The 22,974-nt window shown below is 67.3% G+C and carries 20 protein-coding genes; 7 read left to right on the top strand and 13 right to left on the bottom strand.

Annotated elements, in window-relative coordinates; all coding sequences use genetic code 11:
• The coding region (locus ACWTSU_RS07455; RefSeq protein ID WP_455139300.1) for a YgjP-like metallopeptidase domain-containing protein at nucleotides 1-434 on the bottom strand (434 nt) is incomplete at its 3' end.
• 136 nt (nucleotides 435-570) lie between these two features.
• Between ACWTSU_RS07455 and ACWTSU_RS07450 the strand changes: the two genes are divergently transcribed.
• The gene (locus ACWTSU_RS07450) at nucleotides 571-1,965 is read left to right on the top strand and encodes an FtsX-like permease family protein (protein WP_455139298.1); all 1,395 of its coding nucleotides are present in this window, start codon (nucleotides 571-573) and stop codon (nucleotides 1,963-1,965) included.
• Here the strand turns inward: ACWTSU_RS07450 and ACWTSU_RS07445 are convergent.
• From ACWTSU_RS07445 to ACWTSU_RS07420, 6 genes are all read right to left on the bottom strand, one after another.
• On the bottom strand, nucleotides 1,943-2,263 hold the full coding sequence (locus ACWTSU_RS07445; protein WP_455139296.1) for a YbjQ family protein: 321 nt from the start codon (nucleotides 2,261-2,263) through the stop codon (nucleotides 1,943-1,945). The two genes, ACWTSU_RS07450 and ACWTSU_RS07445, sit on opposite strands and share 23 nt — an antisense overlap.
• Before the next feature lie 231 nt (nucleotides 2,264-2,494).
• Nucleotides 2,495-3,526, bottom strand: coding sequence for a sensor histidine kinase (locus tag ACWTSU_RS07440; RefSeq protein WP_455139294.1), 1,032 nt, complete (start codon nucleotides 3,524-3,526; stop codon nucleotides 2,495-2,497).
• The gene (locus ACWTSU_RS07435) at nucleotides 3,523-4,347 is read right to left on the bottom strand and encodes a hypothetical protein (protein WP_455139292.1); all 825 of its coding nucleotides are present in this window, start codon (nucleotides 4,345-4,347) and stop codon (nucleotides 3,523-3,525) included. The genes ACWTSU_RS07440 and ACWTSU_RS07435 overlap by 4 nt, the downstream gene beginning before the upstream one ends.
• Complete coding sequence (locus ACWTSU_RS07430; protein ID WP_455139290.1) at nucleotides 4,344-5,117, bottom strand: hypothetical protein; 774 nt, start codon at nucleotides 5,115-5,117, stop codon at nucleotides 4,344-4,346. Before ACWTSU_RS07430 ends, ACWTSU_RS07435 begins: the two co-directional genes overlap by 4 nt.
• Nucleotides 5,114-6,043, bottom strand: coding sequence for an ABC transporter ATP-binding protein (locus ACWTSU_RS07425; RefSeq protein WP_455139288.1), 930 nt, complete (start codon nucleotides 6,041-6,043; stop codon nucleotides 5,114-5,116). The genes ACWTSU_RS07430 and ACWTSU_RS07425 overlap by 4 nt, the downstream gene beginning before the upstream one ends.
• A 274-nt stretch (nucleotides 6,044-6,317) precedes the next feature.
• The gene (locus ACWTSU_RS07420; protein ID WP_455139286.1) at nucleotides 6,318-7,028 is read right to left on the bottom strand and encodes a response regulator transcription factor; all 711 of its coding nucleotides are present in this window, start codon (nucleotides 7,026-7,028) and stop codon (nucleotides 6,318-6,320) included.
• Between the two features lie 695 nt (nucleotides 7,029-7,723).
• On the opposite strand from ACWTSU_RS07420, the gene ACWTSU_RS07415 reads away from it, so the two are divergent.
• Entirely contained in the window at nucleotides 7,724-10,978 is a 3,255-nt protein-coding gene (locus ACWTSU_RS07415; protein ID WP_455139284.1) for an ABC transporter ATP-binding protein/permease, read from the top strand.
• Nucleotide 10,979: 1 nt separating this feature from the next.
• Complete coding sequence (locus ACWTSU_RS07410) at nucleotides 10,980-14,285, top strand: FtsX-like permease family protein (RefSeq protein WP_455139282.1); 3,306 nt, start codon at nucleotides 10,980-10,982, stop codon at nucleotides 14,283-14,285.
• 216 nt (nucleotides 14,286-14,501) lie between these two features.
• Here ACWTSU_RS07410 and ACWTSU_RS07405 read toward each other — a convergent pair whose 3' ends face one another.
• Together ACWTSU_RS07405 and ACWTSU_RS07400 are read right to left on the bottom strand one after the other, a co-directional pair.
• The gene (locus tag ACWTSU_RS07405) at nucleotides 14,502-14,948 is read right to left on the bottom strand and encodes a type II toxin-antitoxin system HicB family antitoxin (protein WP_455139280.1); all 447 of its coding nucleotides are present in this window, start codon (nucleotides 14,946-14,948) and stop codon (nucleotides 14,502-14,504) included.
• A 5-nt stretch (nucleotides 14,949-14,953) separates the two neighbouring features.
• Nucleotides 14,954-15,139, bottom strand: a complete 186-nt coding sequence (locus tag ACWTSU_RS07400; RefSeq protein ID WP_455139278.1) for a type II toxin-antitoxin system HicA family toxin — start codon at nucleotides 15,137-15,139, stop codon at nucleotides 14,954-14,956.
• Between the two features lie 386 nt (nucleotides 15,140-15,525).
• Here ACWTSU_RS07400 and ACWTSU_RS07395 point away from each other — a divergent pair, with 386 nt between their 5' ends.
• The 3 genes from ACWTSU_RS07395 (at nucleotide 15,526) to ACWTSU_RS07385 (ending at nucleotide 17,912) form a co-directional block, all read left to right on the top strand.
• Entirely contained in the window at nucleotides 15,526-16,623 is a 1,098-nt protein-coding gene (locus ACWTSU_RS07395; protein WP_455139276.1) for an AAA family ATPase, read from the top strand.
• Nucleotides 16,624-16,655: 32 nt separating this feature from the next.
• Entirely contained in the window at nucleotides 16,656-17,435 is a 780-nt protein-coding gene (locus tag ACWTSU_RS07390; RefSeq protein WP_455139274.1) for a hypothetical protein, read from the top strand.
• 96 nt (nucleotides 17,436-17,531) lie between these two features.
• Nucleotides 17,532-17,912: a hypothetical protein gene (locus ACWTSU_RS07385; protein WP_455139272.1), complete on the top strand. Its 381-nt coding sequence runs from the start codon at nucleotides 17,532-17,534 to the stop codon at nucleotides 17,910-17,912.
• A 55-nt stretch (nucleotides 17,913-17,967) separates the two neighbouring features.
• On the opposite strand, the gene ACWTSU_RS07380 is transcribed toward ACWTSU_RS07385, so the two are convergent.
• From ACWTSU_RS07380 to ACWTSU_RS07370, 3 genes are all read right to left on the bottom strand, one after another.
• Nucleotides 17,968-19,146 (bottom strand): ATP-binding protein, encoded by a 1,179-nt coding sequence (locus tag ACWTSU_RS07380; RefSeq protein WP_455139270.1) that lies wholly within the window; start codon nucleotides 19,144-19,146, stop codon nucleotides 17,968-17,970.
• A gap of 268 nt (nucleotides 19,147-19,414) precedes the next feature.
• Nucleotides 19,415-19,756: a DUF2304 family protein gene (locus ACWTSU_RS07375; protein WP_455139268.1), complete on the bottom strand. Its 342-nt coding sequence runs from the start codon at nucleotides 19,754-19,756 to the stop codon at nucleotides 19,415-19,417.
• A gap of 6 nt (nucleotides 19,757-19,762) precedes the next feature.
• Nucleotides 19,763-20,443, bottom strand: a complete 681-nt coding sequence (locus tag ACWTSU_RS07370) for a glycosyltransferase family 2 protein (protein ID WP_455139266.1) — start codon at nucleotides 20,441-20,443, stop codon at nucleotides 19,763-19,765.
• A 301-nt stretch (nucleotides 20,444-20,744) separates the two neighbouring features.
• On the opposite strand from ACWTSU_RS07370, the gene ACWTSU_RS07365 reads away from it, so the two are divergent.
• Nucleotides 20,745-21,602 (top strand): LicD family protein, encoded by an 858-nt coding sequence (locus ACWTSU_RS07365; protein ID WP_455139264.1) that lies wholly within the window; start codon nucleotides 20,745-20,747, stop codon nucleotides 21,600-21,602.
• Here ACWTSU_RS07365 and ACWTSU_RS07360 read toward each other — a convergent pair.
• Nucleotides 21,596-22,912, bottom strand: coding sequence for a lipopolysaccharide biosynthesis protein (locus ACWTSU_RS07360; RefSeq protein WP_455139262.1), 1,317 nt, complete (start codon nucleotides 22,910-22,912; stop codon nucleotides 21,596-21,598). The genes ACWTSU_RS07365 and ACWTSU_RS07360 overlap by 7 nt on opposite strands.
• Nucleotides 22,913-22,974: the final 62 nt, after the last annotated feature.

Genomic DNA, 22,974 nt, shown 5'->3' with positions numbered 1-22,974 from the left:
GCCGTCTTGCAGGATCCCCAGCGGGTACTCATCGCGCGCAACTGCCAGGTTGTCGCGCGCACGCTGGGGGCCGCCTTGGCGCGCGCGACGGCGTCGGGCAGGCGGGCCGCCAGCTCGGCGCGGTAGAGCTCGTCGGGGTCGGTGCCGGCCGGCAGCTCCGCGAGCGCGCCCCAGAGCGGGACGAGGCCGTCCGCGGGCTCGCGCGCGGCGGCGGTCTGGGCGCGGCGGCGCACGCGCTCGCGCAGCCAGGCCTCGTGCGCGTCGAGGAAGCGCTGCGCCTCGGCGAGCGGGCAGCGCGCGGGGATCGAGAGGTGCGCGCTGCCGTCGGCGCGCACACGCAGGTTGAGGCGGCGGACGCGCTTGCGCTCCACGGTCACGGTGAGGTCGGGCGCGCCGCCGGCGCAGAGGGTTCGGGTTGCGGGGCTTCTCGTCATGCGCGTAAGTGTAGCGCGCCTGCGGTCTCGGAGCCCACGTGAGGAAAACCTTAGCCGCGGGTAAGCCCGACCGATGGCGCGCCCGCCCGGCGAGAGGGACCATGGCGTCGTCACGCATCCGCCGAAGGGAGCCCCTATGCCGCTCTTCGTCCGTCTCGCGCTCCCCAACGTGTCCCGCGGGGCGCGCGACCACGCCGTCTACCTCGTCACGCTCGCCTGCGCCACCTGCTTGCTCTACGCGTTCAACGCCTCGGGCGACTACCTGCTCGCCATGCCGCTCACGGCCGACCAGCTGACCGTCATCCACAAGGCGCGCGACGTGACCGGGGCGTTCTCGGTGTTCGTGGTGCTCGTCTTCGTGGTGCTCGCGGCCTACGCCAACCGCTTCGTGGTGCGCCGGCGCTCGCGCGAGTTCGCGATCTACGGCCTTCTGGGCATGAGGGCGCCCGCGGTCGCCGCCGTGCTCGCGGCCGAGGGCGCGCTCGGCGGGGCCGCCGCGCTGGTGGCGGGCGTGGCGCTGGGCGTGGCGGCCTCGCCGGCCTCGGGCGCGGTCGCGGCGTTCGTCTTTGGGACGCCGTGGCGGCTCGCGTGGTCCTTCTCGGCGTCAGCGGCCCTTGCGACCTGCGGCTGGTTTGTCGTCATAGAGCTGGTGGCGCTCGCGCTCTCGGCCGTTGACGTGGTCCGCCGCCCGCTCGTGGAGCTCGTGGCGCGCGAGCGGGCGCCGGAGCGGCTCATCCTGACCGGTCGCGGCGTGACGCGCGCCCAGGCCCTTCTCGCCGCGGCGCTTCTCGCCGTGGTGTGGGGCTCGTGCGTGGTGCAGCCGGGGCTCTTCGTGCTGGCCATCCTGCCGATGGGCTGGGCCGCCTACGTGGCAACCTCGCTCGTGCTTCGCCTGGTGGCCGCCGGTGTCCCGGCCGCCCTGCGCAGACGGCCGCGCTACTGGCGCGGGCTCACCGCGTTCACGACCCGCCAGCTCGAGGCACGCGTCTCCACGGGGTGCCAGACGCTCTCGTGCGCGTGCGTGCTCGTGGCGTGCGCGGCGTGCATGATCTGCGCCGGGCTCGCGTTCTCGGTGGGGCAGCGCGCGAGCGGGGCCGTCGACCCGGCTGCGCTCGCCGAGGCCACGCTCGCGCCGATTGGCTACGTGGGCATCTTCTACGGCGAGGCGTTCCTCGTGGCCGCGGCGGCGGTGCTCGCCCTGCAGCAGGCGGGCCAGGCCGACGACGCCCGACGCGCCTACGCGACCCTCCTTGACCTGGGTGCCGAGCCGCGCGAGGCCTGCGGCGCCCTGCGCGTCCAGGTGGCGGCGGCCTTCGCGCTGCCCTCGGCGATGGCGCTCGTCCACGACCTCGCGGGGCTCACGCTCGTGCGCACGCTCACGCTGGGCGTGCCCGACGACGCCTTTGCCGCCATCGCGGTCGGGGCGGTCGCCGTGACGCTCGCGCTGCTCGCCGCGTTCGGGGTCGTGTGCGCCCGCGCCTGCGAGCGCGCCGCGGGCGTCGCTGCGCTCAGCCGCGCCGAGCGAGCTTGACCGCCGTGCCCGAGCAGCAGGTCATGACCATGCCCTCGAAGGTCTCGTAGCCGATGCTGGCGCCCACCACGGCGTCGGCGCCCAGTGCGCCCGCGCGGGCCTCCATCTCGGCGAGGACCTCCTCGCGGGCTCGCTGCAGCTCCTCCTCGTAGCCTGCCGAGCGGCCTCCGAAGACGTTGCGCAGACCGGCGCCGATGTCCTTGAACATGTTGATGCCGCTCACGGCCTCGCCCGTGACGATGCCCAGGTAGGCGGTGATCTCGAGTCCCTCCACAGAGTTGGTGGTCGTGACGATCATGGTCGGTCTCCTCTCGTTTTGCCCTCGGCGGTTCGCGGCGGTCCTTGCGCGCGGGTCCGTTGGGCCGCGTAACCGTCGTTCCTTACAAGTTGGGCGGTTTTTTCGGGGGTGCTCGAGTAGCACGTGAATTGCCGTCCATAAAGGTGCAGGTAGAGAAATGGGACCTTGGCGGCAGTACTTGAGGAGCCCCCTTAAAATCGCCCAACTTGTGAACCGGCGCCCTCGGAAGCGCTATTCCGCTCCGTCGAGCCGTGCCTCAAGCGTAACGGTCAGGACGTCGCCGTCGAGGCGCGCCGCGAGCCCCATCCCCTGGGCGGCGGCCAGGCGGGCGGAAACGGCGAGCCCCAGGCCGCTGCCGGCCGTCGAGCGCGAGGCGTCGCCCTGGTAGAAGCGCTCGAAGAGCCGGTTGGCGTCGAGGGCGCCCGGGTCGGCCACGGGGTTCGAGAAGCCCACGGCCACGCGACCGGCGCCGGCCGGTCGCGCCGTCACCGAGAGCGGTCCCGCACCGTGGCGCAGCGCGTTGGCCACGAGGTTCTCCACGATGCGCGCGAGCGCCTCGGCGTCGGCCTCCACCACGGGCGCGGGATCGCCCAGCTCGAGCGTCGGCTCCCAGCCGCGCGCCTCGAACTCGGGGAAATGGCCCAGAAGCGCCGCCTCCACCACCGGGCGCAGCGCCACCGGCCCCAGCTCGAGCGGGGCGTCCGGGTCGGCTGCGCGGGCGTACGAGAAGAGCTCGTCGAGCAGGCCGCTCATCGCGGCGAGCCGCGCGTCGGCGGCGGCGAGCTCGCCATCCTTGCGCGCGGCGTCGGCCTCCTCGCGCGCGAGCTGCAGGTAGCCGCGGGCGCCCGTGAGCGGCGTGCGCACGTCGTGGGAGAGCGCCGAGAGCCCGCGCGAGAACTCGTCCGCGGCCCGCAGCGCCGCCACGCGCTCGGTCGCCGCGGCGTCGAGCTCGGCGTTCACGGCGTCCACCAGGCCCGCCACGCCCGGCAGCCAGCTCGCGCTCGTGAGGCGGGCGTTGCTCGCGCGGTCCCGCCCGCCCAGGAAGCGGCCCGCCCGCGAGAGCTCGAGCAGGTAGCCGGCGCCCGTGGCAGCGGCCCCGAGCCCGATCCCCAGAGCGAGCATCGCCACCAGCATCGACGCGTCCACCATGGTCGGCCCTCCCAACATACCGAGAAGCCCCTCAATCGTAGCGCCGCCCACGAGCCAGTCGAGCAGCGCGGTGACCCACGCGCGCACGGGCTCCGCGAGCTCGGCGCCCGTCACGCGCGGTCACGCCTCGGGCCGAGCAGGGCGCAGGCGGCGATCGACGCCGCCACCCACAGCGCGCTGACGATCGGCCCGAGCTCCGGTGCCGCCCAGCCCGCCGCCCGTCCCGTCGCGAGGTAGACGGCGCTCGGCAGCCAGCGCGCGAGCTCGGTGAGCGCGGGCGCCAGGGGCTCCAGCACGCGCAGGATGCCGCCCGAGGAGTGCGCGAGGCCCACCAGCAGCATCGGCAGCGCGCCCATGGAGACGAGCAGGCAGACGAGGTAGCAGCCGACCGTCGGCAGGGGCGTCCACGCGGCGAGCACGCACACGGCGCAGAGCGCCCACGTGGCGAGCCAGATCCTCCCGAGCCAGCCGAGCGCCGCGAGTGGGTCCTCGGCGCCGATCGGCAGGCCGCAGGCCAGGGCGGGCGCGAGCGAGGCGAGCGCGCCCGCCGCCACGAGCACCGCCGAGACGATGCCGGCGAGCACGACCTTCTCGGCGAGGCACGCGCCGCGGTCCGCGCGGCCGGCGAGCAGCGTGCGCGCGAACCCGTGGTCCAGGTCGGCGCGCACCACCATCACGCAGGTGACGGTGGCGACGAGGGCGAGCACGCCGCCGCCCGCGAACGACTCGGACCAGAGCGCCGTGGGCGAGGCGAGCACGGCGGCCGCGGTCGTCGAGGACGCGAGCGCGTCGTAGGCCCGCGTGCCCAGCACGCACATGAGTGTGACCTCCAGGGCCGAGAAGACCGCCATGCACGCGAGCGGGACCCACAGCCACCCGCGCCCGCGCGCCGGGCCCACGGCCCGCCAGAGGTCGGAGCGTAGCAGCGCCATCATGCGACATCCCTCCTCGACACCAGGAGCGCGTCAGCCGCCGTGGCGAGAAGCGCGAGCGGCAGGCACACCACGAGCGCACGGACGGCCGGCGCCACGCCGACGCCGCCCTCGGCCGCAAGCATCGCGGCCGCCCCGGCGCCGAGCGGGGACATGATGCCCGTGGGCAGCCACGGCGCGATCGCGGAGCCGAGGCCGGGCAGCTGGCCGCCGGCGAGAAACCACACCATCTCGACGCCCGCGACGAGACCTCCCTCGAGCAGGCCCGTCGAGGCCAGCGCCGCGAAGGTCAGCGTCGCGGCGCGGTTGCGGGTGAGGTGCCCCACGGTCACGGTCAACGTGGCGTAGGCGCAGCATCCGAGCCACGCGGCGCCGAGGTAGGCCGCGAGCTCCCCGGGCGCCTCGACGCGAGCCACGGGCCCCGAGGCAAACCGCGAGAGCGCGCCCAGGCCAAAGGCCACGAGCAGAAACGCGGCCGAGAAGAGCGCCGCGAACAGGCACTTCTCGGCAAACCACAGGCGCCGTCCCGCGCGGGCGGAGAGGACCGTGCGGTCGAAGCCGGAGTCGGCGTCGGCGCAGGCGAGGTTCGCGACCACGAGCGAGGTGACGATCTGCACGCCGCCGATCACGCCGCTCGAGGTGAGGCCGTCCAGGGCGCCCGCGTGGCGGACGAGGGCGTAGCTCGCGTCGCTCAGCGCGATCATCCCCAGCACCACCCAGAGCCAGCGGCTGCGCAGCGCGCGGTACGCGTCCGAGCGGAGAAGCGCCGTCATCGCGCCTCACCGCCCCGCTCGCCGGCGTCCATGAGCTCGACGAAGTACTCCTCGATGTCGCGCTCCTGCTGGGAGAGCTCGCGGACCTCGATGCCGGCCGCGAAGCACGCCGCGCTCACGGCGTCGAGCGAGGAGCCCGTCACCACGAGCGCACCGTCCGGCTCCGCGCGGAACGAGGCGGTGGGGAGTGCCTGCTCGAGCAGGGCGAGCGCGCGTTCCGGGCCGGCCGCGCGCAGGCGCACGGAGCTGCTGCAGCGCTCGTGGAGCTCCTCGTCGGTGAACTCGGCCGTGAGCCGCCCCGCCGAGATCACGCCGAAGCGCGTGGACAGGCGGTCGAGCTGGTCGAGCACGTGGCTGGAGATCATGATCGTGACGCCGCGCTCGTGGTTGAGGCGCACGAGCGCGAGCCGCATCGCACGCGTGGCCTCGGGATCGAGCCCGTTGAACGGCTCGTCGAGCAGCAGCAGGTCGGGGCTGCCCACGAGCGCGAGCGCCAGGCCCAGCCGCTGCCGCATGCCGAGCGAGAAGCCCTTGACGCGCTTCGGGCCCGTCTCGGAGAGCCCCACGAGGGCGAGAAGGTCGTCGGCCACGTCGCCCGCGTGGCGCAGGCCGAGCGCGAGCGCCTTGGCCACGAGGTTGTCGCGCGCCGAGAGCGACGGCAGCACGCCGGGGCCGTCGATCAGGGCCCCGATGCGCGAGAGGCCCTGGGGCGTGGCGCCGCCGCGCTCCGGGTCGCCGAAGAGGACGACCTCGCCGGCGGTGGGGCGCGCCAGGCCCGCCACCAGCTTCATCGCGGTCGACTTGCCCGCGCCGTTCTTGCCGACGAACCCGTAGATGTCGCCGGCGGCGACGGTCAGGTCCAGGTTGTCCACGGCGAGCCTGCGCCGATAGCGCTTGGTGAGGCCGTGCGTCTCTATGACGTTCACGTCTGCTCCTTTCCCGAGGGTGACCCCATGGTGGCGCGCCGCCCTTCAGAAAGCGTGAGCCAAGTCTTAAGAAAGTTTGAGGGTGCGCGGGTTTCTCGCCCGCGGGTCCCTCGCCTGCGTCCTTCTCGCTGCCCGTGTTCCCCGCCCGACATCGCGCCCCTCTCGCCCACAACCCGCAAAAAATGATTTCATATTCATATAATCGCAGGATTAAGGTTTGTGGATGTCAGAATTTGCGGGTTAATCGTGGGCAAGCGCGGCGGAGGCCCGCCCGTCACGCCAGCTTGAAGCCCATGCCCCAGACCGTGCGGACGTAGCCGTCGGTGCCGCTCGCGCGCAGCTTGGCGCGGATGTTGGAGACGTGGACGGCCACCACGGAGTCGTCGCCGGCAAACGGCTCGCCCCAGGCCAGCTCGAAGAGCTCGGTCTTGGTGAAGACCTTGTTGGGACGGCGCGCGAGCAGCTCGAGGATGTTGAACTCGATGCGCGTGAGCGCCACGGGACCGCCCGGCTCGCCGTTCTCGCCCGGGAGCACGTCGAGCGTGCGCGCCTCGGGGTCGAGCTCCCAGCGGCGGTGGCGCAGCGTGCCCGCGCCCTTCTCGCCGCCCGCCGGCGCGCCGCGGTGGCGCAGCTGCACCTCCACGCGCGCGGCCAGCTCGTCGAGGTCGAAGGGCTTGGTGAGGTAGTCGTCGGCGCCCAGGCGCAGCAGCGCCACGCGGTCGGCCGCCGTGTCGCGCGCCGAGATCACCACCACCGGGGTCGCCTCGTCGCGCCCGCGGATGAGCCCCACGAGCTCCTCGCCCGTCGCGCCCGGCAGCATCAGGTCGCAGACCACCACGTCAAAGGCAGCGTCCGGCCGCTCCAGCACGAGGCACGCCTCCGAGCCTGAGAACGCCTGCGTGACGTCGTAGCCGGCGCGCGTGAGACGCGTGGTCACCACGTCGTTGATCGCCGCGTCGTCCTCGATGACCAGTATGCGCGCCATGTGTTCCCTTCCGATACAGGATCGCCCTGAGCCCCTTCACTCTCCCATTCTGACAGGACCGAGCGGTTGGAGCCAACGTACTCCCGGCGGTCAGCCGGCGTCTCCGACGCTCCCGCTACGTTGCCCCGACGGTCCTCTGACGTCCGCTCGTGCCGCGCGGAGCGAATCCTGTGCAAAACCTTCGCCCGTTACACATAATCGCGCGGCGCCGTGCAATACCCCGTTTTCTTACACGGACTTTTAGGCTCCCTCAGAGTAGCGGTGCTGTGATAAAAGTAATGATTAACTTACCTACCTGCGAAAACGTATCGAGAAAACCGGACCGGGTGAATCCTCCTACCCGGCAGACTCCCCAAATGCCGTGTAAGAAAAGGCTGTATTGCACAAAGCTGCAGAATTATGTGTAACGGACAGGACTATTGCACACCCAGACGGGCCACGGGAGCCTCCGAGAGGGGATTGCACACCGCGGACCCGAAATAACGCGCGGCGCCCGGAGATCGAGCAGCGGATTTCTCTCATCGTGCACACGTGACGGGAATGCGGACGCGGCGCAACCTTCGTCCCGGAGCCGCTACGCCCGCCGTCGCTTTCAGCGCTCTGGAGCGCGCGCGAAGCGCGGCCGTGTCGCGCTCGCAACGCGCGCGAACGGGTACTCTAGACAGGTTAGCCGCACGTTCCCGGAGGACCCGCCCATGCTCGAGCTCAAGGACATCTGCAAGCGCTACGTCACGACCGGCTTCACGCAGGTCGCGCTCGACCACGTCTCCGTGGCCTTCCGCGACAGCGAGTTCGTGGCCGTGCTGGGCCCGTCGGGCTCCGGCAAGACCACGATGCTCAACGTCATCGGCGGGCTGGACCACTTCGACGACGGCGACCTCGTGATCGACGGCATCTCCACCAAGGAGTACCGCGACCGCGACTGGGACGCCTACCGCAACAACCGCATTGGCTTCGTCTTCCAGAGCTACAACCTGATCCCGCACCAGACGATCCTGGCCAACGTGGAGCTGGCGCTCACGCTCTCGGGCGTGGGTCGCGCCGAGCGCCGTCGCCGCGCGCTGGACGCCCTGGCGCGCGTGGGCCTGGCCGACCACGTCAACAAGCGCCCGAGCCAGCTCTCGGGCGGGCAGATGCAGCGCGTGGCCATCGCGCGCGCCCTCATCAACGACCCCGAGATCCTGCTCGCCGACGAGCCCACCGGCGCGCTCGACTCGACCACGTCCGTGCAGGTCATGGACCTGCTCAAGGAGGTCGCGCAGGACCGGCTGGTCATCATGGTCACGCACAACCCCGAGCTCGCGCACCAGTACGCCACCCGCATCGTGGAGATCGCGGACGGCCGCGTCACGCGCGACTCCGACCCGTTCGACCCGGCCGCGGCCCCGCGCCGCGAGGCCAAGCCGGCCCGCCGCACCTCGATGAGCTTCCTCACGGCGCTGGGCCTCTCGTTCAACAACCTCATGACCAAGAAGGGCCGCACCATCATGACGGCCTTCGCCGGCTCGATCGGCATCATCGGCATCGCCGCGATCCTGGCGCTGGCCAACGGCGTCAACGGCTACATCGCGCGCGTGGAGGAGGACACGCTCTCCAGCTACCCGCTCTCCATCACGCGCCAGAGCTACGACCTCGCGAGCATGCTCACCGACGACGCGGGCGGCTCCGAGGGCGGCGACGGCGCCACGGCGCAGGACGCGGGCGGCGAGAAGGACCAGCCGTCCGGCTCCGACACGATCCCCGAGGTCATGATGCTCACGGACATGTTCGCCACCGTGGGCACCAACGACCTCTCGGGCCTCAAGTCCTACCTCGAGTCGGACGAGGCGGGCATCGAGCCCTACGTCAACGCGATCCAGTACGACTACGGCCTCACGCCGCTCGTCTACGAGGCCGACACCACCGACGGCGTCACCCAGCTCAGCCCCAACGCGCTCTCCACCACCATGACCGGCGGCGCCTCGGGCTCGGTCACGGCCGGCATGAGCGGGGGCGGGATGTCGGTCTTCAACGAGATGATCGACGACCAGGACCTTCTCGACTCCCAGTACGACGTCGTGGCCGGCCGTTGGGCCACCGCGCCCGACGAGTGCGTGCTCGTCCTCACGAAGTCCGGCAAGATCAGCGACTACACGCTCTACGGCATCGGCGTGCTCGATCCCGACGACCTCACGCAGATGGTCTCGTCCACGATGAGCGGCACGGCCGGCGAGACGGACCTCGGCGAGCAGGACGTGGACTTCACCTACGACGACGCGCTCGCGCTCGACTTCAAGGTGCTGAGCCCCGTGGACACCTACCGCGCCAACGCCGAGACGGGCGGCTGGACGAGCATGTCCGATGACGACACCTTCATGCGCGACGCCGTGGACAATGGCCTTGACCTGCACGTTGTTGGCGTCGTGCGCCCCAACGAGAGCACCGACGCCAAGGCGCTCTCGGCCGGCATCGCCTACACGCACGGCCTCACCGAGGAGCTCATGGCGCGCGCCGCCGACTCGCAGATCGTGCAGCAGCAGCTGGCTGATCCCGACGTGGACGTCTTTACCGGCCAGAGCTTCGCCGACCTGCAGGAGCAGGCGCGTCAGGGCGTGGACCTCGGCAGCCTCTTCTCGGTGGACGAGAACGCCCTGCGTTCGGCCTTCTCGTTCGACACGAGCGCGCTCTCCGGCGCCCTCGACCCGTCGGCGCTCGACCTGTCCGGGCTCAGCGTGGACCTCTCGGGCGTCGCGGACCAGATCGACGTCGACGCGCTCGTCGCGGGCGTCCCCGCGCCGGACCTCTCGGCGATCCTCGACGACACCCTGGCGGACCCGCCGCTCGACGCGACGCAGCTCGAGCAGGTGGGCCAGGCGACGAACCAGCTGCTGAGCGGCTTCGTCACGTGGATGGCGGAGAGCGGGCGGCTCGCCGGGATCAGCCCCGACGACCCCGCCCTCGCGCAGACGCTCGCCCAGGCCTTCTCCGAGTACCTCGCCACCGAGGGGGCCCAGGGGCTTCTCGCCCAGATCGAGGCCGTCGCCGGCCCGGCCGTCTCGGAGCGCGCGCAGCAGATCCTGACCGACTACGTGGCGCAGGACCTCGCGCCGTACCTCCAGTCCTTCATGCAGCGGATGTCGTCGCAGGTCTCCGCTGCCGTCTCGACGCAGCTCCAGGCGGCGATGACGCAGGTGCTCTCGCGATACGCCGACCAGGTCGCGGGCGGCCTCTCCCAGCTGCAGAGCGCCTTCCACGTGGACGCCCAGGCGCTGGCCGGAGCCGTCCACTTCAACATGGACGCCGAGGACCTCGCCTCGCTCATGGAGAGCTACGCCAACGCGAGCCAGCTCACCTATGACAACAACCTCTCCACCCTGGGCTACGCCACGCCCGACGACCCGGCCGCGATCATGATCTACCCCAAGGACTTCGAGGCCAAGGAGCAGGTCCTCGGCATCATCGACGCCTACAACGACGCCCAGCGCGCCGCGGGCAACGACGAGGGCGTCATCACCTACACCGACTACATGGGCATCATCATGGGCAGCGTCACCGACATCGTGAACATGATCTCGATGGTGCTCATCGCGTTCGTGAGCATCTCGCTGGTGGTGAGCTCCATCATGATCGGCATCATCACCTACATCAGCGTGCTCGAGCGCAAGAAGGAGATCGGCATCCTGCGCGCCATCGGCGCGTCCAAGGGCAACGTCGCGAGCGTCTTCAACGCCGAGACCTTCATCGAGGGCCTGATCTCGGGCGTCTTCGCGATCGCCGTGGTGGTGGGCGTGTCGATCCCGGTCAACGCGTTCGTGGCGCAGACCTTCGCCGTGGACAACATCATGAGCCTGCCGTGGACCTCGGCGGCGGTGCTCGTGTGCATCTCGGTGGCCCTCACGCTCATCGCCGGCCTCATCCCGAGCTCCGCCGCGTCCCGGCGCGACCCCGTGGAGGCCCTGAGGAGCGAGTGACGTGAGCGCCTTCGCACAGGCGGTCGTCCGCAGCGTCCGGGGCTCGCTCGGGCGCTTCCTCGCGATCATGGGCATCGCGGCGCTGGGCTGCGGCTTCTTCGCGGGCCTGCGGATGGAGGGCCCGGACATGCGCGCCGCCGCTGACGCCTGGTACGACCGCACGGGCCTGTGCGACCTGCGCGTGGTCTCCACGCAGGGGCTGGGCGAGAAGGACCTGGGGCGGCTGGCCGCCGTGGACGGGGTCGCCGCCGTGAGCGGCGTGACCTCGGTCGACGCGATGGTGCGCGTGGGCGGCGGCGAGCAGGTGGCCGCGCGCGTGCAGACGCTGCCGACGGCCTACGAGACGGGCGGCGAGCCCGCGCTGGACCGCCTCGACCTCGTGGACGGCCGCTGGCCGGACGCGCCGGGGGAGTGTGTGGCCTCGGCGGACAACCCGACGCTGGAGGTCGGGGTCGGCGACGCGATCGAGGTGCTCTCGGAGTCCGGGGATCAGGGCCTTCTCGCCGCGCACGAGCTCACGGTGGTGGGGCTCGTGAGCTCGTCGGCCTACCCGTACACGGTGAGCTTTGGGTCCACGACGCTCGCCTCGGGCCAGGTCGACCAGTACCTCTACGTGGCGGACGGCACCTTCGCTGCGGACGCGCCGTACACCGAGGCGCGCCTCGCGGTGGCGGGCGCGGCGGACGAGCAGAGCGGCGGCGAGAGGTACCAGCAGGTCGTGGGGGACGTGCGCGCCGCGATCGAGGGGCACGCGGACGAGCTGGCGGAGGCGCGGCTTGCTGACGTGCGCGCCGACGCCCAGGCCGAGGTGGACGACGCGCGGGCCGACTACGAGGCCGAGCGCGCGGACGCCGAGGCGCGGCTCGCCGAGACGGCGTCCGAGCTCGACGCGGCCGCGGACCAGATCGCGGTGGGGCAGGCACGCGTGGACGCGGGTGCCGCGGCGCTCGCGCGGGCGCGGACGGAGCTGGGGGCGCGGCGCGCGGACGCGGAGACGGAGCTGACGGCCGCGCAGGGGCGGCTCGACCAGGCGCAGGCCCAGGTGGACGCGTCGGTGGCGCAGCTCGATGCGTCGGCGGCGGACGCCGAGGCGGCCCGCGCCGCCTGCGAGCAGGGGACGACGGCCCTTCTCGCCCAGCTGGCCGCTCAGGGCGTCGCGGCGAACGACCTCGCCGGCGCGCGCTCGGGCATCGAGACGGCCCTCGACGCGCTACCTGAGGACGACCCCACGACGACGGCGCTCTCCGCTGCCCTCGAGCAGGTGGCGCAGCTCGAGGCCGCGCGCGACGCCGCGGACGCCTACGACGCGGGCCGCGCGCAGGCGGCGGAGGCCCAGGCGCAGGTGGACGCCGGTCGCGCGGAGCTCGCGCAGCGGCGGGCGGACTCCGAGGCGCAGCTCGCGGCCGCGCAGGGCGAGATCGATGGGCAGGCGGCACAGCTCGACGCAGCCGCGGCCGAGCTCGCCGACGCCCGCGCGAGCTACGAGAGCGGGCGGGCCGCCTACGAGGACGCCTGCGCCGAGGCCGACGCACGGCTCGCCGACGCCGCCGCGCGGATCGACGACGCGCAGGCCGAGGTGGACGCGCTCGAGCCCGGCGAGCTCTACGTGCTCGACCGCGCGCAGAGCGAGGGCGCGGCCACCTACCAGGCAGACTCCGAGCGCATGGACACCATCGCCACGGTGTTCCCGCTCGTGTTCTTCCTGGTGGCGGCGCTCGTCTCGCTCACCACGATGACGCGCATGGTGGACGACGAGCGCACGCAGATCGGCCTCTACAAGGCGCTCGGCTACTCCACGGCACGCATTGCGGGACGCTACCTCGCCTACGCCGCGCTCGCCTCCGCGACCGGCGCGGCGCTCGGCATCGCGGCGCTCGCGCAGGTGCTGCCCTCCGTGATCATGTCCGCCTATGGCATCATCTACGCCGTGCCGCGCCTCGCGCTCCCGCTGCCGGTGGATCCGGCGGTGGCGCTCACGTCGGGCGGACTGGGCGTGGGCGTGACGCTGGCGGCCACGTGGGCGGCCGTGGTCGCTGCCCTGCGCGAGACGTCCGCGGCCCTCATGCAGCCGCGCGCGCCCAAGGCGGGCCGGCGCATCCTGCTCGAGCGGGTGCGACCGCTCTGGCGACGCCTGTCCTTCTCGTGGAAGGTCACCTGCCGAAACCTGTTCCGCTACAAGAAGCGCCTGCTCATGACCGTCACCGGCGTGGCCGGCTGCGCGGCGCTGCTGCTCGTGGGCTTTGGGCTGCACGACGCGATCTGGGACATCCTGGACCGGCAGTTCGGGCCCATCGCGCACTACGACACCACCGTGAGCCTGGGCGCCGACGCCACCGCTGTGGACGCGGACGAGGCCTGCGGGCTCATCGAGGCGTCCGGCGGCGACGTGCTCGCGCGCGTGCAGGTGGCCAACGCCCAGGTCTCCGCCGGGGACGCCGGCTCGGCGCTCGCCGTGCAGCTCGTGGTCCCGCAGGACGCGGACGCGCTGGACGACGCGGTGAGCCTGCGCGAGCGCGTCTCGCAGGAGGAGGTGGCGCTGCCCCCGGACGGCCTGGTCCTTGCCGAGAAGATCGCGGATCGGCTCGGCGTGGGCGTGGGCGACGCGGTCACGCTCTACGGCCAGGACGCCGTGGGCAACGTGGTGGGGGAGGGGCGCGCGCTCACGGTGACGGGCGTGTGCGAGAACTACGTGGGCAGCGTCGCCTATGTGGGCGCGGAGGCGTGGGCCGAGCTCGCCGCGGCGGGGGTGACCGACGAGGCCGCGCCGGTCTTCTCGACCATCTACGCGGACACGGCCGGCGCCTCCCGCGACGCCCTGACCGACGAGCTCGAGGCGGACCCGTCCGTTCAGACCGTGGCCTTCACCGACGACGCTGTGCAGAGCTACCGCACGATGCTCTCGGCCGTGGACCTGATCGTGGTGGTGCTCATCGTGAGCGCGGCGGCGCTGGCGTTCATCGTGCTCTACAACCTCACCAACATCAACATCGTGGAGCGGGTGCGCGAGATAGCCTCGCTCAAGGTGCTGGGATTCCGTCGCGGCGAGGTGCACGCCTACGTCTTTCGCGAGGTCGCGCTGATCTCGGCGCTCGGGGCTGCGGTGGGGATGGTGCTGGGGACGTGGCTCGAGGGCTACGTCATACAAACCGCCGAGGTGGACGTCGTCATGTTCGGGCGGCAGATCCACCCGCTGAGCTACGCGGCGGCGCTCGCGCTGACGATGGCGTTCTCGGGGCTCGTGATGCTGGCCATGCGCCGGCGCCTCGACCGCGTGGACATGGTCGAGAGCCTCAAGTCGGTGGAGTAGCGGGGCTGCGCGCGCCCGATGCCGCCTCCAACTCACAAGTTGGGCGGTTTTTTGACGGGTGCTCCAAGTAGTCGCAATGAAGACGTGCGAGAAAGACCAGTTCAGAGGCATAGGTCATTTCGCGGCTACTTGAGGCCTCTCCGAAAAACCGCCCAACTTGTGAGTTGGGTGGCGCCGCGCATCCGAATTAGGGACCATGCGCCTCGCATCTCTGAGCTAGGCGCTCGCGGCCCGTCTTGGCCGCCCCGCGCGCGGGCGCTCGGCGAGACGGGCGCGTACGGAGTCGAGGGTGACGTAGGTGTTGCGCCCCTCGCGCCAGCCCTCCAGCACGTGCGCCCCGAGCATCTGGGACACTCTGCCCTGCGTGACGCCGAGCAGACGGGCCGCCTCGGTGGCCGAGACGCGCTCGATGGTCTCCCGTCCGGCCGTGACGGCAAAGACCATGTTCGTGCCGCCGTGTCGCGGCGCGTTGCCAAAGGTCGCGCGCGGCAGGGGAGCGCCGTGCAGCTCGCAGCTCTCTATGGTCAGCTTGAGCCAGTCCGCGACCATGAGGCAGAGGTCCTCGAAGCTGTCCCCCTGCGTGCCGCCCTCAAGGTCGTAGGGGATGGCGACGTAGCCTCCCTCTGCGGGAACGATCTCGAACTCATAGACGCCGGTCTGCATGCCGCTCACCTCCGGGGTGCGATTCCCGCCTGCCTGAGCATGAGGCGGAAGGTCAGGTCCTTGATCTCTGCGTGACGGGGAACAACGGCCTGCCGGCCGTCAGGGTGAACAAGCTTCTCGTGCCACGTCCCGCCTGCCGATGTGAATCCGTAGGCCGTGAGCACCCTGATGACGTCCCTCCTCTTGGTCATGTGCGCTCCTTAATTATAAAGTGACATTAGAAATAGTTGCCCCGAATGGATCGACTGCGACGCATGCTAGCCAAATCGCCGGCGCGCTGACTGACCGCTGTCTTCCCGGCATCTTCATGCCGAGTTCAGCGAGGGCGCGCATGGCTACCGCCGCCATTTTTGCTCGGTGGGCGGGCGTCTTGAAGCGACGGGCGGTTGCAGCTGCAAAGCCGATGTCACCGCGCGGTCGAATTGGTGACGCGTAGGGGTAGAGACAGTTCCCTTGTGGCAATGACATGGCATCCGGTGCCGTCGCCTTGCGAATGATTGGTATCAGGCCCCAACTCTATAGGTATAATATCCGTAAAATAATTACGGATGCGTGGAAGACAGGGGGTTGAGAGCCAATGCTCAAGCGGTTCTCTGTTCGGGGATTCCGAACCTTCGAAAAGGAAGTGACGCTCGACCTCTCAAGGACCCGCGACTACAAGTTCAACGAGCAGGACGTCCGCAATGGCATCGTGAACAATGGCCTTGTCATCGGGCGCAACGCATCCGGCAAGTCCAATCTGGCGCGAGCGATTTCTGACGTCAGCGATGTCTTCTATCGGATGAGATGGGGATCTGACGTTGCCGAGGACGAGCTCTTTCTCAACGCGGACGGTGACTCTGATTTTGCGAGTTTCAAATATGTTTTTCAGTTTGGCGAGCGGGAGGTCACCTATCAATATGACCGGATGCAGGACGGTGCGTTTTGTCACGAGACGCTCCTGCTAGGCGATGACCTGGTATTCGACTTTGACAACGCAGTCCCAAGACTGAACGGCGGCGACTTGTCGTTGGTGGGCGCCCAGGATGTCAACTGGGAGTACAACGATGCCTATCTCTGTCTGCTCTCATACATTATCAATACGATACCTGCGGACAGGCTCGGTGTTCTGGGTGAGCTAAGCCGCTTTGTTGGATCGATTTTGGTTTACGACCTTAATAGATCGAGGATGGACAATTTCGAAAGCTCCGTCCGGCGCATTGTCCAGCAGGGAAAGACCGAGGAATTCGAGTCGTTCCTTCGCCGTTTTGGAGTCGACGAGCACCTGGTGGAGAGTGCTGGTGCTGATGGAAGAAGGTCAATCTACAGCAAGCATGCGCAGCGCCTCATTCCTTTTGCGGATGCCTGTTCGAGCGGGACTCGCATGCTCCTGCGCCTCTTTTCAAGATACGTGCTGAGTCCGCAGAAGTCGCTGTGCTTCTTCGACGAGTTTGACGCTTACTGCCACTTTGAGATGGCGGAGGAGCTCATGAGATTTTTTGGGGAATCGACCGACTGTCAGACTATCTGCAGCACGCACAATACGAGCCTCGTCAAGAACGACGTTATGCGGCCTGACTGCGTCTTTTTGCTCTCCGACGACAAGACGCTTGCCTCGCTTTCCGATAGGACGAGTCGCGAGCTGCGCCAGGGGCATAACATCGAGAAGCTCTATAGAAACGGTGAGTTCAACTAATGGCGGCGCCGAATCGTCCCGCTCGGAGAAGGGTGCTGCTTGTAGTGGAGGGCGACAGGGTTGAGCCCCGTCTCATGGAGCGCTGCTTCGACCTGCTCAATCTCAAGGACGTCCCTTACGAGATAGTGTCGTTTTGCACCAACATTTATCAGTTCATTAAGTACATTGATAGGAATTACGAGGGTGACTTCGAGAGCATCGAAGTGGAGAAGGTCCTTGGGGAGATTCACCCCGAGCAGGCGGATGTCCTCGGGGGCGGCTTTACCGACATCGTGCTTGTCTTTGACTACGACCCGCAAGACAGCGACTTCGATCAGGCCCGTCTTGAGGAGATGGCGGCCTGCTTTAACGAAAGTTCCAACCTTGGGAAGCTGTATCTTAACTACCCGTCGGTCGAGGCGCTCAGGGACTTCTCTGGCTATGGGGACAGAGCGTTTTACGACAGCGCTGTGTCAAGGGAAGACCTTGCGGGCCATGGATACAAACGCATGGTGGAGTCGCGTCGGCCGCATCCGCCCTTTACGGACTTCAGGCGCATCTCTGCTCCAGACCTTGTGAACATCATAGCGATGAACGTGGGGAAGATTCAGCATCTGCTCGGACCCATGCCCATAGAGGCAACCATAAGCTGGGCCCGCCGCCCGAATCTCACCGAGGAGTCTCGCAGCCTTGACCTTGAAGAGTTCCTGTGCCTGCAGGGAAAAGAGCTGGACCGCGGAAGGGTGTACATCTGCGGCACCTGCCTGTTCTTCTTTCTAGAGAACTGGGGAACTGTGGTGATTGACCCCATATGGAGAAAAGCGTCGGCATGATGATGGGTCTCGGATAGCGGTCGCCTCACCCTCCGAATCCGGGCCGCATGGCGCCCAATCGCTGCGCTATCCTGTTTCGAGTCGAGAGGAGCGCGCATGTTCGAGCGTGACTACATCGTGGAGATCGTCGGGGAGTTCGCACGCCGCGTGGGGCTCGCGCTGAGGCGCGCGCTCGACGGGGACCAGACGGGCGTCGCGGACGCGGAGCGCGAGGTCGCCGACCTGCTGGAGCTCGACCCGCAGGTGGCGCTCGCGCTCGCGCCGGACTCGCTCGTGACGATGATGGTGCTCTCGGGCATGGGCGACGCCGTTGCGTCGTACGTCTGCTACGCGCTGGAGCGCGTGGCGCGCCTCTACGACCGCGCCGGCGACGAGGACCTGGCCGGCCTGCGCCACCTCCAGGCCAAGGCCGTGGCGGAGTCTTTCGGCTGCGACCCGGAGGCCGTCCCGGAGGGATTCGAGGACCTCGAACTCTAGCCACCACTTGGCAAAGGGACAGTACCTTTGCCCAACACTCAGCCCATCCGTCTCGCTAGTCAAACAGAGGCACTTCTCCTCTGAGAAAGGCATCGAGCGGCGCGTTGCGTCCTCCGACAACAACGGGACGAGCATGGGGATGTTGCCTCAAGAACTCACCCATTCCGCCCCTTGAGACGCGTCCGCTCTTTACCTCAATGGCGCACAATTCGTCCCCGCTTCGAGCAATGACGAAGTCCACCTCGTCATTGCCCTCTCGCCACCAGTAGAGTTGGTAGCCCTGCTCATGTGCGTGGCTCAGCAGATAATCACCCACGGCGGTCTCTACGAGATGCCCGCGGGCGGCGGGGTCCTCGAGAAGACCCACTCTCCCGTTCCACATGGCTGCCATCAAGGCAGGGTCATGCACCAGTAGTCGCGGAGAACTCGCTCTTGAGCGCACCTGCGAGCCGTCGTACTTTTGCAGGCCGCTCATCATTCCGGCGGTGGCGAGCAGGTCAAGGTAGTGCTTGACCGTTGCGGTGTTTCCCCGATCGTCAAGCTGTCCGAGCATCTTTCGATAGGAGAGTTCCTGCGCGGAGTACTGTGCGCCAAGTTCAAAGAGGGCGCGGAGAAGGGCGGGCTTGCGCACGTCCTCCATCTGGAGAACGTCGCGAGAGATCGTTGTCTCTACGATTGAGTCTCTCATGTACTCGCGCCAGCGACGCTCATCGTGGCGAAGCGGCGCGGCACCTGGATAGCCACCGTATCTCAGATAGTCGTCAAGGTCGTAGCCAAAGGCCTCGTCCATCTCTGCGAGTCCCCAGTGTGTCGATATGAGAAGCTCGAAGCGTCCGGCAAGCGATTCTGCTAGACCGCTGCTCAAAAGGAGGCTAGATGAACCAGAGAGCACAACGTGGAGCGACGCTCCGTTCCAGCTGTCCTCGTCCCAGAGGGCCTTGACCGTTTCTGACCAATGCTCGATCTTCTGAATCTCATCCAGGACGAGAACGGCCGTCTGCCCGTTGCGCGCAAGCGAGCGCGCCTGTCTCCACTCGAGCTCAATCCATCCGGCATCCTCCCGTGTGGCCAGATCTGCGCTCGCCACATGGACCGGCAGCTCGGATGCCTGTACCGCCTGGCGCACGGCAGTGGTCTTTCCCGTCTGTCGGGGACCCATGACTACCTGAATGAATCGGCGCGGCTCAGCAAGTCGCCGCTCAAGCTCGAATGATAGCCCCCTGCGATACTCCATGAGTCTCCCTTCGTCTGACTACCAAATATGATAGTTCTATCTCGCAAAATTGCGAGATACGTCTCGCAAGACAACCCAGCTCCACTGGTTGATGACAACGGGACTACCCCTTTATCAACCATCGCTAGGTCGTTGGTCGTTTACAATCGCGCTGATAATGAGAGTCTGGCGGGCCACCTGCAGGCCAAGGCCGTGGCGGGGTCCTTCGGCTGCGACCCGGAGGCCGTCCCGGAGGGATTCGAGGACCTGGGGCTGTGACGTCCCTAGCTTAGCTCTGCGTCGAGTTATCCTCCCGCAAAGCCTCGTGCTGGGCTAGCGCGACGAGCTTCTTCTTGAGCACGGCGATCTTCTGGTCCTGCTTGAACGTGCGCACGAGCAGCACGACGATGCCGCAGGCAAAGACGAAGTTGACCGGCGCTTGGAAGCCGAGCAGATCGGAGACCCAGTAGGCGATCTGCGGGAAGACGGCCACCACGATGAGCGCCGCCGCGATGACGAGCCAGAACACCGAGTCGTCAATCTCGAGGCTCGACTTGCGGATGCGCCGCATCACAAAGAAGAGGATGGCGACGGAGCATACGATGAGCGCCACGCGCAGCGGAATGTTCATCTCACATCACCTGAACCACTGGACGAAGAGGATGGACGTGCAGACCCGCGCCATGTAGGCGATGGAGCGCGAGAGGTTGAGGTACGACTCGCCCGCCTGGCGCTCGCGCATGCCCGCCTGGATCTCGGTGACGCGTGCCCCGTGCCGCATGAGATAGGCCACCGAGTCGGGCTCGGGGCCAAAGTCGAAGCGACGCGCGAACTGCTCCATCATGGCGCGGTTGTACAGACGCATGCCGGAGGTGGGGTCCTTGACCGTCTGGCCGCAGGTCAGCCGGATGAGCGCCGTGATGAGCCGCGACCCGATCATGCGCGCCGAGACGTCCTTGCCCGCGTCAAGGAAGCGCGACCCGATCACGATGTCGGCGCCCGTGCGCTCCATGGCGTCGACCATCGGCCGGATGTTCTCGGGCCTGTGCTGGCCGTCCGCGTCGAACTGGATGACGCCGTCATAGCCATGGGCCAGCGCGTAGCGCACGCCCGTCTGGAAGCCCGCCGTGAGCCCGAGGTTCACGGGATGCGTCACGTGGTTGTAGCCGTGCTCCCGGCAGATGCGCTCGGTGCCGTCGGACGAGCCGTCGTTGACTACGAGGTAGTCACAGCCGGTGCGCGCGGCGAGAAGCTCCTCGACCGTGTCGACGAGGCACTCCTCCTCGTTGTAGGCTGGGATGATGGCAAGTACGCGCATGGTGCTCCGTGAGAGATGGTTCCTGTAGTGTGTGGACGAGTATAACCCATACGTCTTGACACGAATTGCGCACCGGTCGCACTCCCTCCCGAGCTGGATGGACGGGTAGCGGCACCATGCCCTTCGAACACCCCAGCTCGTTATTCCCGTTCCATGGCCCTGCCTCTGGAACATGGTGGTGTCTCAGGGCGGAGTGAAGCTTTACACAATTCGTACATTGTAGATACACTTTCAGATTGTCTATGAGCGAACCCCCTCTCCAAAAAACTGAGCAGGGCGTTTGTCCTGAAAGGAAGAAGACGTGGCCTTCAGAGAGTACGACGACCCAACTGAGCTTCGACACGTTCAGCAGGTCTCGACCCTGATTCTCAAGGAGCTGGACCGGGTCTGTCGTGACCTTGACATCAGGTATGCCGTCTTTGCCGGCACCGCGATCGGCGCGGTTCGACACCACGGTTTCATCTCCTGGGATGACGACGTTGATGTGTGCATGACCCGTCAGGACTACGAGCGGTTTCTTTCGGAGGCCCCTGCCCATCTTGCGGATAACTTCGAGATCGCTAATGCTCGAACGAACCCCGCTGACTTTCCCTGCGTCTATTCATTCCTCACTCTTAAGGATACGCTCTTCATTCCTGAGTTCTACCGTGGCTGCTCCTATCGCAAGCCGATCAGTATCGATATCTTCCCGCTTGACAACATTCCGGATGACCCCGCGGCGTTTAGAAAGCAGGCGCGAAGCACGTGGATCTGGGGCAGACTTGCGTTCGTCCACGCGACGCCGCGGCCGTACCTGACATTGGTGGGGTGGAAGAGGGCGTTGGTCCTTGCCGTGTGCTTCGTGGCACACTGGGGCATGCGAGCTCTGCGTATCCGCTCCGAGTGGATTCAGAAACACTGGGAGGCGGCAGCCAGGCGATTCGAGCATCAGGAGTGTGCCAGGATGACCGAGTTCACCGGCCGAGATCCACTTAGGCTCGCTCTTACGGAAGACGAGCTGTTCCCTGCGCTCGACGTGCCCTTCGAGGACATCGTTGTTAAGCTGCCAAGAGGGTATGACGCAATTTTAACCAGGTCATACGGGACCTATATGGAGCTCCCGCCCGTGGAGGAGAGAAAGAACCACCGTCCTTATCTTGTTGATTTCGGCCCCTACTGATCGTCAGAGAGGCTCCCGTCATTCGGTGCCCACGGCTGCGAGACGCGTCGGAAGACCTGAGCAATGCCGAAGCAATCCGCGATAGCATAGGCAGCTATCAGAGCGATGTTCAGTCCGTTCATATACCACGCTTGCGTGCAGGGGATGACCAGGGCGAGGCTGATGGCAAAAGCCAGGCCGTTGACAGCAAGAGACGTCTTGAGGTGATTGAGCACTATGAGAAGATCGCCAATGAGCGTCGTCGTTGCCACACCTGTCATGACTACGAGGGCGAGCGGAAGGACGTTCACATACGGAGAGATGGAGCTCCCGTAGATAAGCGTGAGGAGCGGCTCTGCCATGATGGCGAGAACTGCCGAAACGCCGAGGGCGACGCCCGTAACCAGAAGGAGCAGCTTCTTCGCCGCCGCCTTTGCCGCTCCGCAGTTCCCGTGGCGATACTTCTCGGCGATAGGCCCGAGCAGAGGAGTGTAGAGATTTTGGGCGAGGACCTGGATGACGACACAGGGCGTCGCGACCGACGCGTAGATTCCCAGTGCATCCTCACCATACACGTTGCCAAATATTTGCCTGGACACAGAGACTACGAGGCCATTCAAGACGTTGGCGGCTACGGTTGGGAAGCACTCCTTTAGCAGGGATAGACACTGACGCCTTGATATGTGAGGACGCAGCGAGCCAACGAGCCTCCGGGTTCTCGGGAGGTCGTAGGCCATATCTAGGAGAAGATTTCCGATGAAAACGAGCAGAAGCGACAGCACAAGACTGTCTGTCAGAATCATCCCCGCGGAGAAGGCAGCAACGATGACGACACCTCTCAGAATCTGTGAGATGCCGACATAGTCAAGGCGCATCGCAACCTGGTCGCACCCGTAGAGCACGTTTACAAACGCTTCGTTTGCCTTGAAAAGCAAGAAAGTGACTATGACGAGGAAGGTTGCTGTCGTTGGCGATATGAGGGCCGCGTATACCCCACAGAGAAACAGCCCGCCGCAGACGGTGACGATACGAAGCGCGACGTAGTTCGGCGTGCTGTATCTCTCGGTGACGTCTGCCACCTGATAGGTGCGCATCGTATAGGTTCCGATTGCGGTGTAAATGTTGCCAACGGACATCGCAAAGGCGAGCATTCCGGAACTCTGGTAGTCGGTGCTGAGCCTGACCACAAGAACCGTCATAAGCCAGAGGCAGCCCTGGTAAAAAATGGAACCGATAGTGTTCCAGAACATATTGCGCTTGATGCTGAGGCTTCCTTGCTCACTCTTGGCGCACATCTGTAGTCCGAACTCCCTGGGTATGACAAAGACCATCGTCGATTGTTTTCTCAGCTAATATAGCGGAGTGCCAGATTGGCTGCCTTGCGGATAGATGA

This window comes from Thermophilibacter sp. (genome assembly GCF_966187215.1).
Note: the sequence above shows the minus strand (reverse complement) of the source record. Positions and strands in the feature narration are given on the sequence as shown.

What these genes read in the sequence shown, in the direction of transcription:
- ACWTSU_RS07400 (WP_455139278.1), bottom strand. Translation starts at nt 15,139, where the DNA reads ATGACCAAGAGGAGGGACGTCATCAGGGTGCTCACGGCCTACGGATTC.
- ACWTSU_RS07395 (WP_455139276.1), top strand. Translation starts at nt 15,526, where the DNA reads ATGCTCAAGCGGTTCTCTGTTCGGGGATTCCGAACCTTCGAAAAGGAA.
- ACWTSU_RS07415 (WP_455139284.1), top strand. Translation starts at nt 7,724, where the DNA reads ATGCTCGAGCTCAAGGACATCTGCAAGCGCTACGTCACGACCGGCTTC.
- ACWTSU_RS07445 (WP_455139296.1), bottom strand. Translation starts at nt 2,263, where the DNA reads ATGATCGTCACGACCACCAACTCTGTGGAGGGACTCGAGATCACCGCC.
- ACWTSU_RS07420 (WP_455139286.1), bottom strand. Translation starts at nt 7,028, where the DNA reads ATGGCGCGCATACTGGTCATCGAGGACGACGCGGCGATCAACGACGTG.
- ACWTSU_RS07450 (WP_455139298.1), top strand. Translation starts at nt 571, where the DNA reads ATGCCGCTCTTCGTCCGTCTCGCGCTCCCCAACGTGTCCCGCGGGGCG.
- ACWTSU_RS07375 (WP_455139268.1), bottom strand. Translation starts at nt 19,756, where the DNA reads ATGAACATTCCGCTGCGCGTGGCGCTCATCGTATGCTCCGTCGCCATC.
- ACWTSU_RS07385 (WP_455139272.1), top strand. Translation starts at nt 17,532, where the DNA reads ATGTTCGAGCGTGACTACATCGTGGAGATCGTCGGGGAGTTCGCACGC.
- ACWTSU_RS07380 (WP_455139270.1), bottom strand. Translation starts at nt 19,146, where the DNA reads ATGGAGTATCGCAGGGGGCTATCATTCGAGCTTGAGCGGCGACTTGCT.
- ACWTSU_RS07360 (WP_455139262.1), bottom strand. Translation starts at nt 22,912, where the DNA reads ATGGTCTTTGTCATACCCAGGGAGTTCGGACTACAGATGTGCGCCAAG.
- ACWTSU_RS07405 (WP_455139280.1), bottom strand. Translation starts at nt 14,948, where the DNA reads ATGCAGACCGGCGTCTATGAGTTCGAGATCGTTCCCGCAGAGGGAGGC.
- ACWTSU_RS07430 (WP_455139290.1), bottom strand. Translation starts at nt 5,117, where the DNA reads ATGACGGCGCTTCTCCGCTCGGACGCGTACCGCGCGCTGCGCAGCCGC.
- ACWTSU_RS07370 (WP_455139266.1), bottom strand. Translation starts at nt 20,443, where the DNA reads ATGCGCGTACTTGCCATCATCCCAGCCTACAACGAGGAGGAGTGCCTC.
- ACWTSU_RS07435 (WP_455139292.1), bottom strand. Translation starts at nt 4,347, where the DNA reads ATGATGGCGCTGCTACGCTCCGACCTCTGGCGGGCCGTGGGCCCGGCG.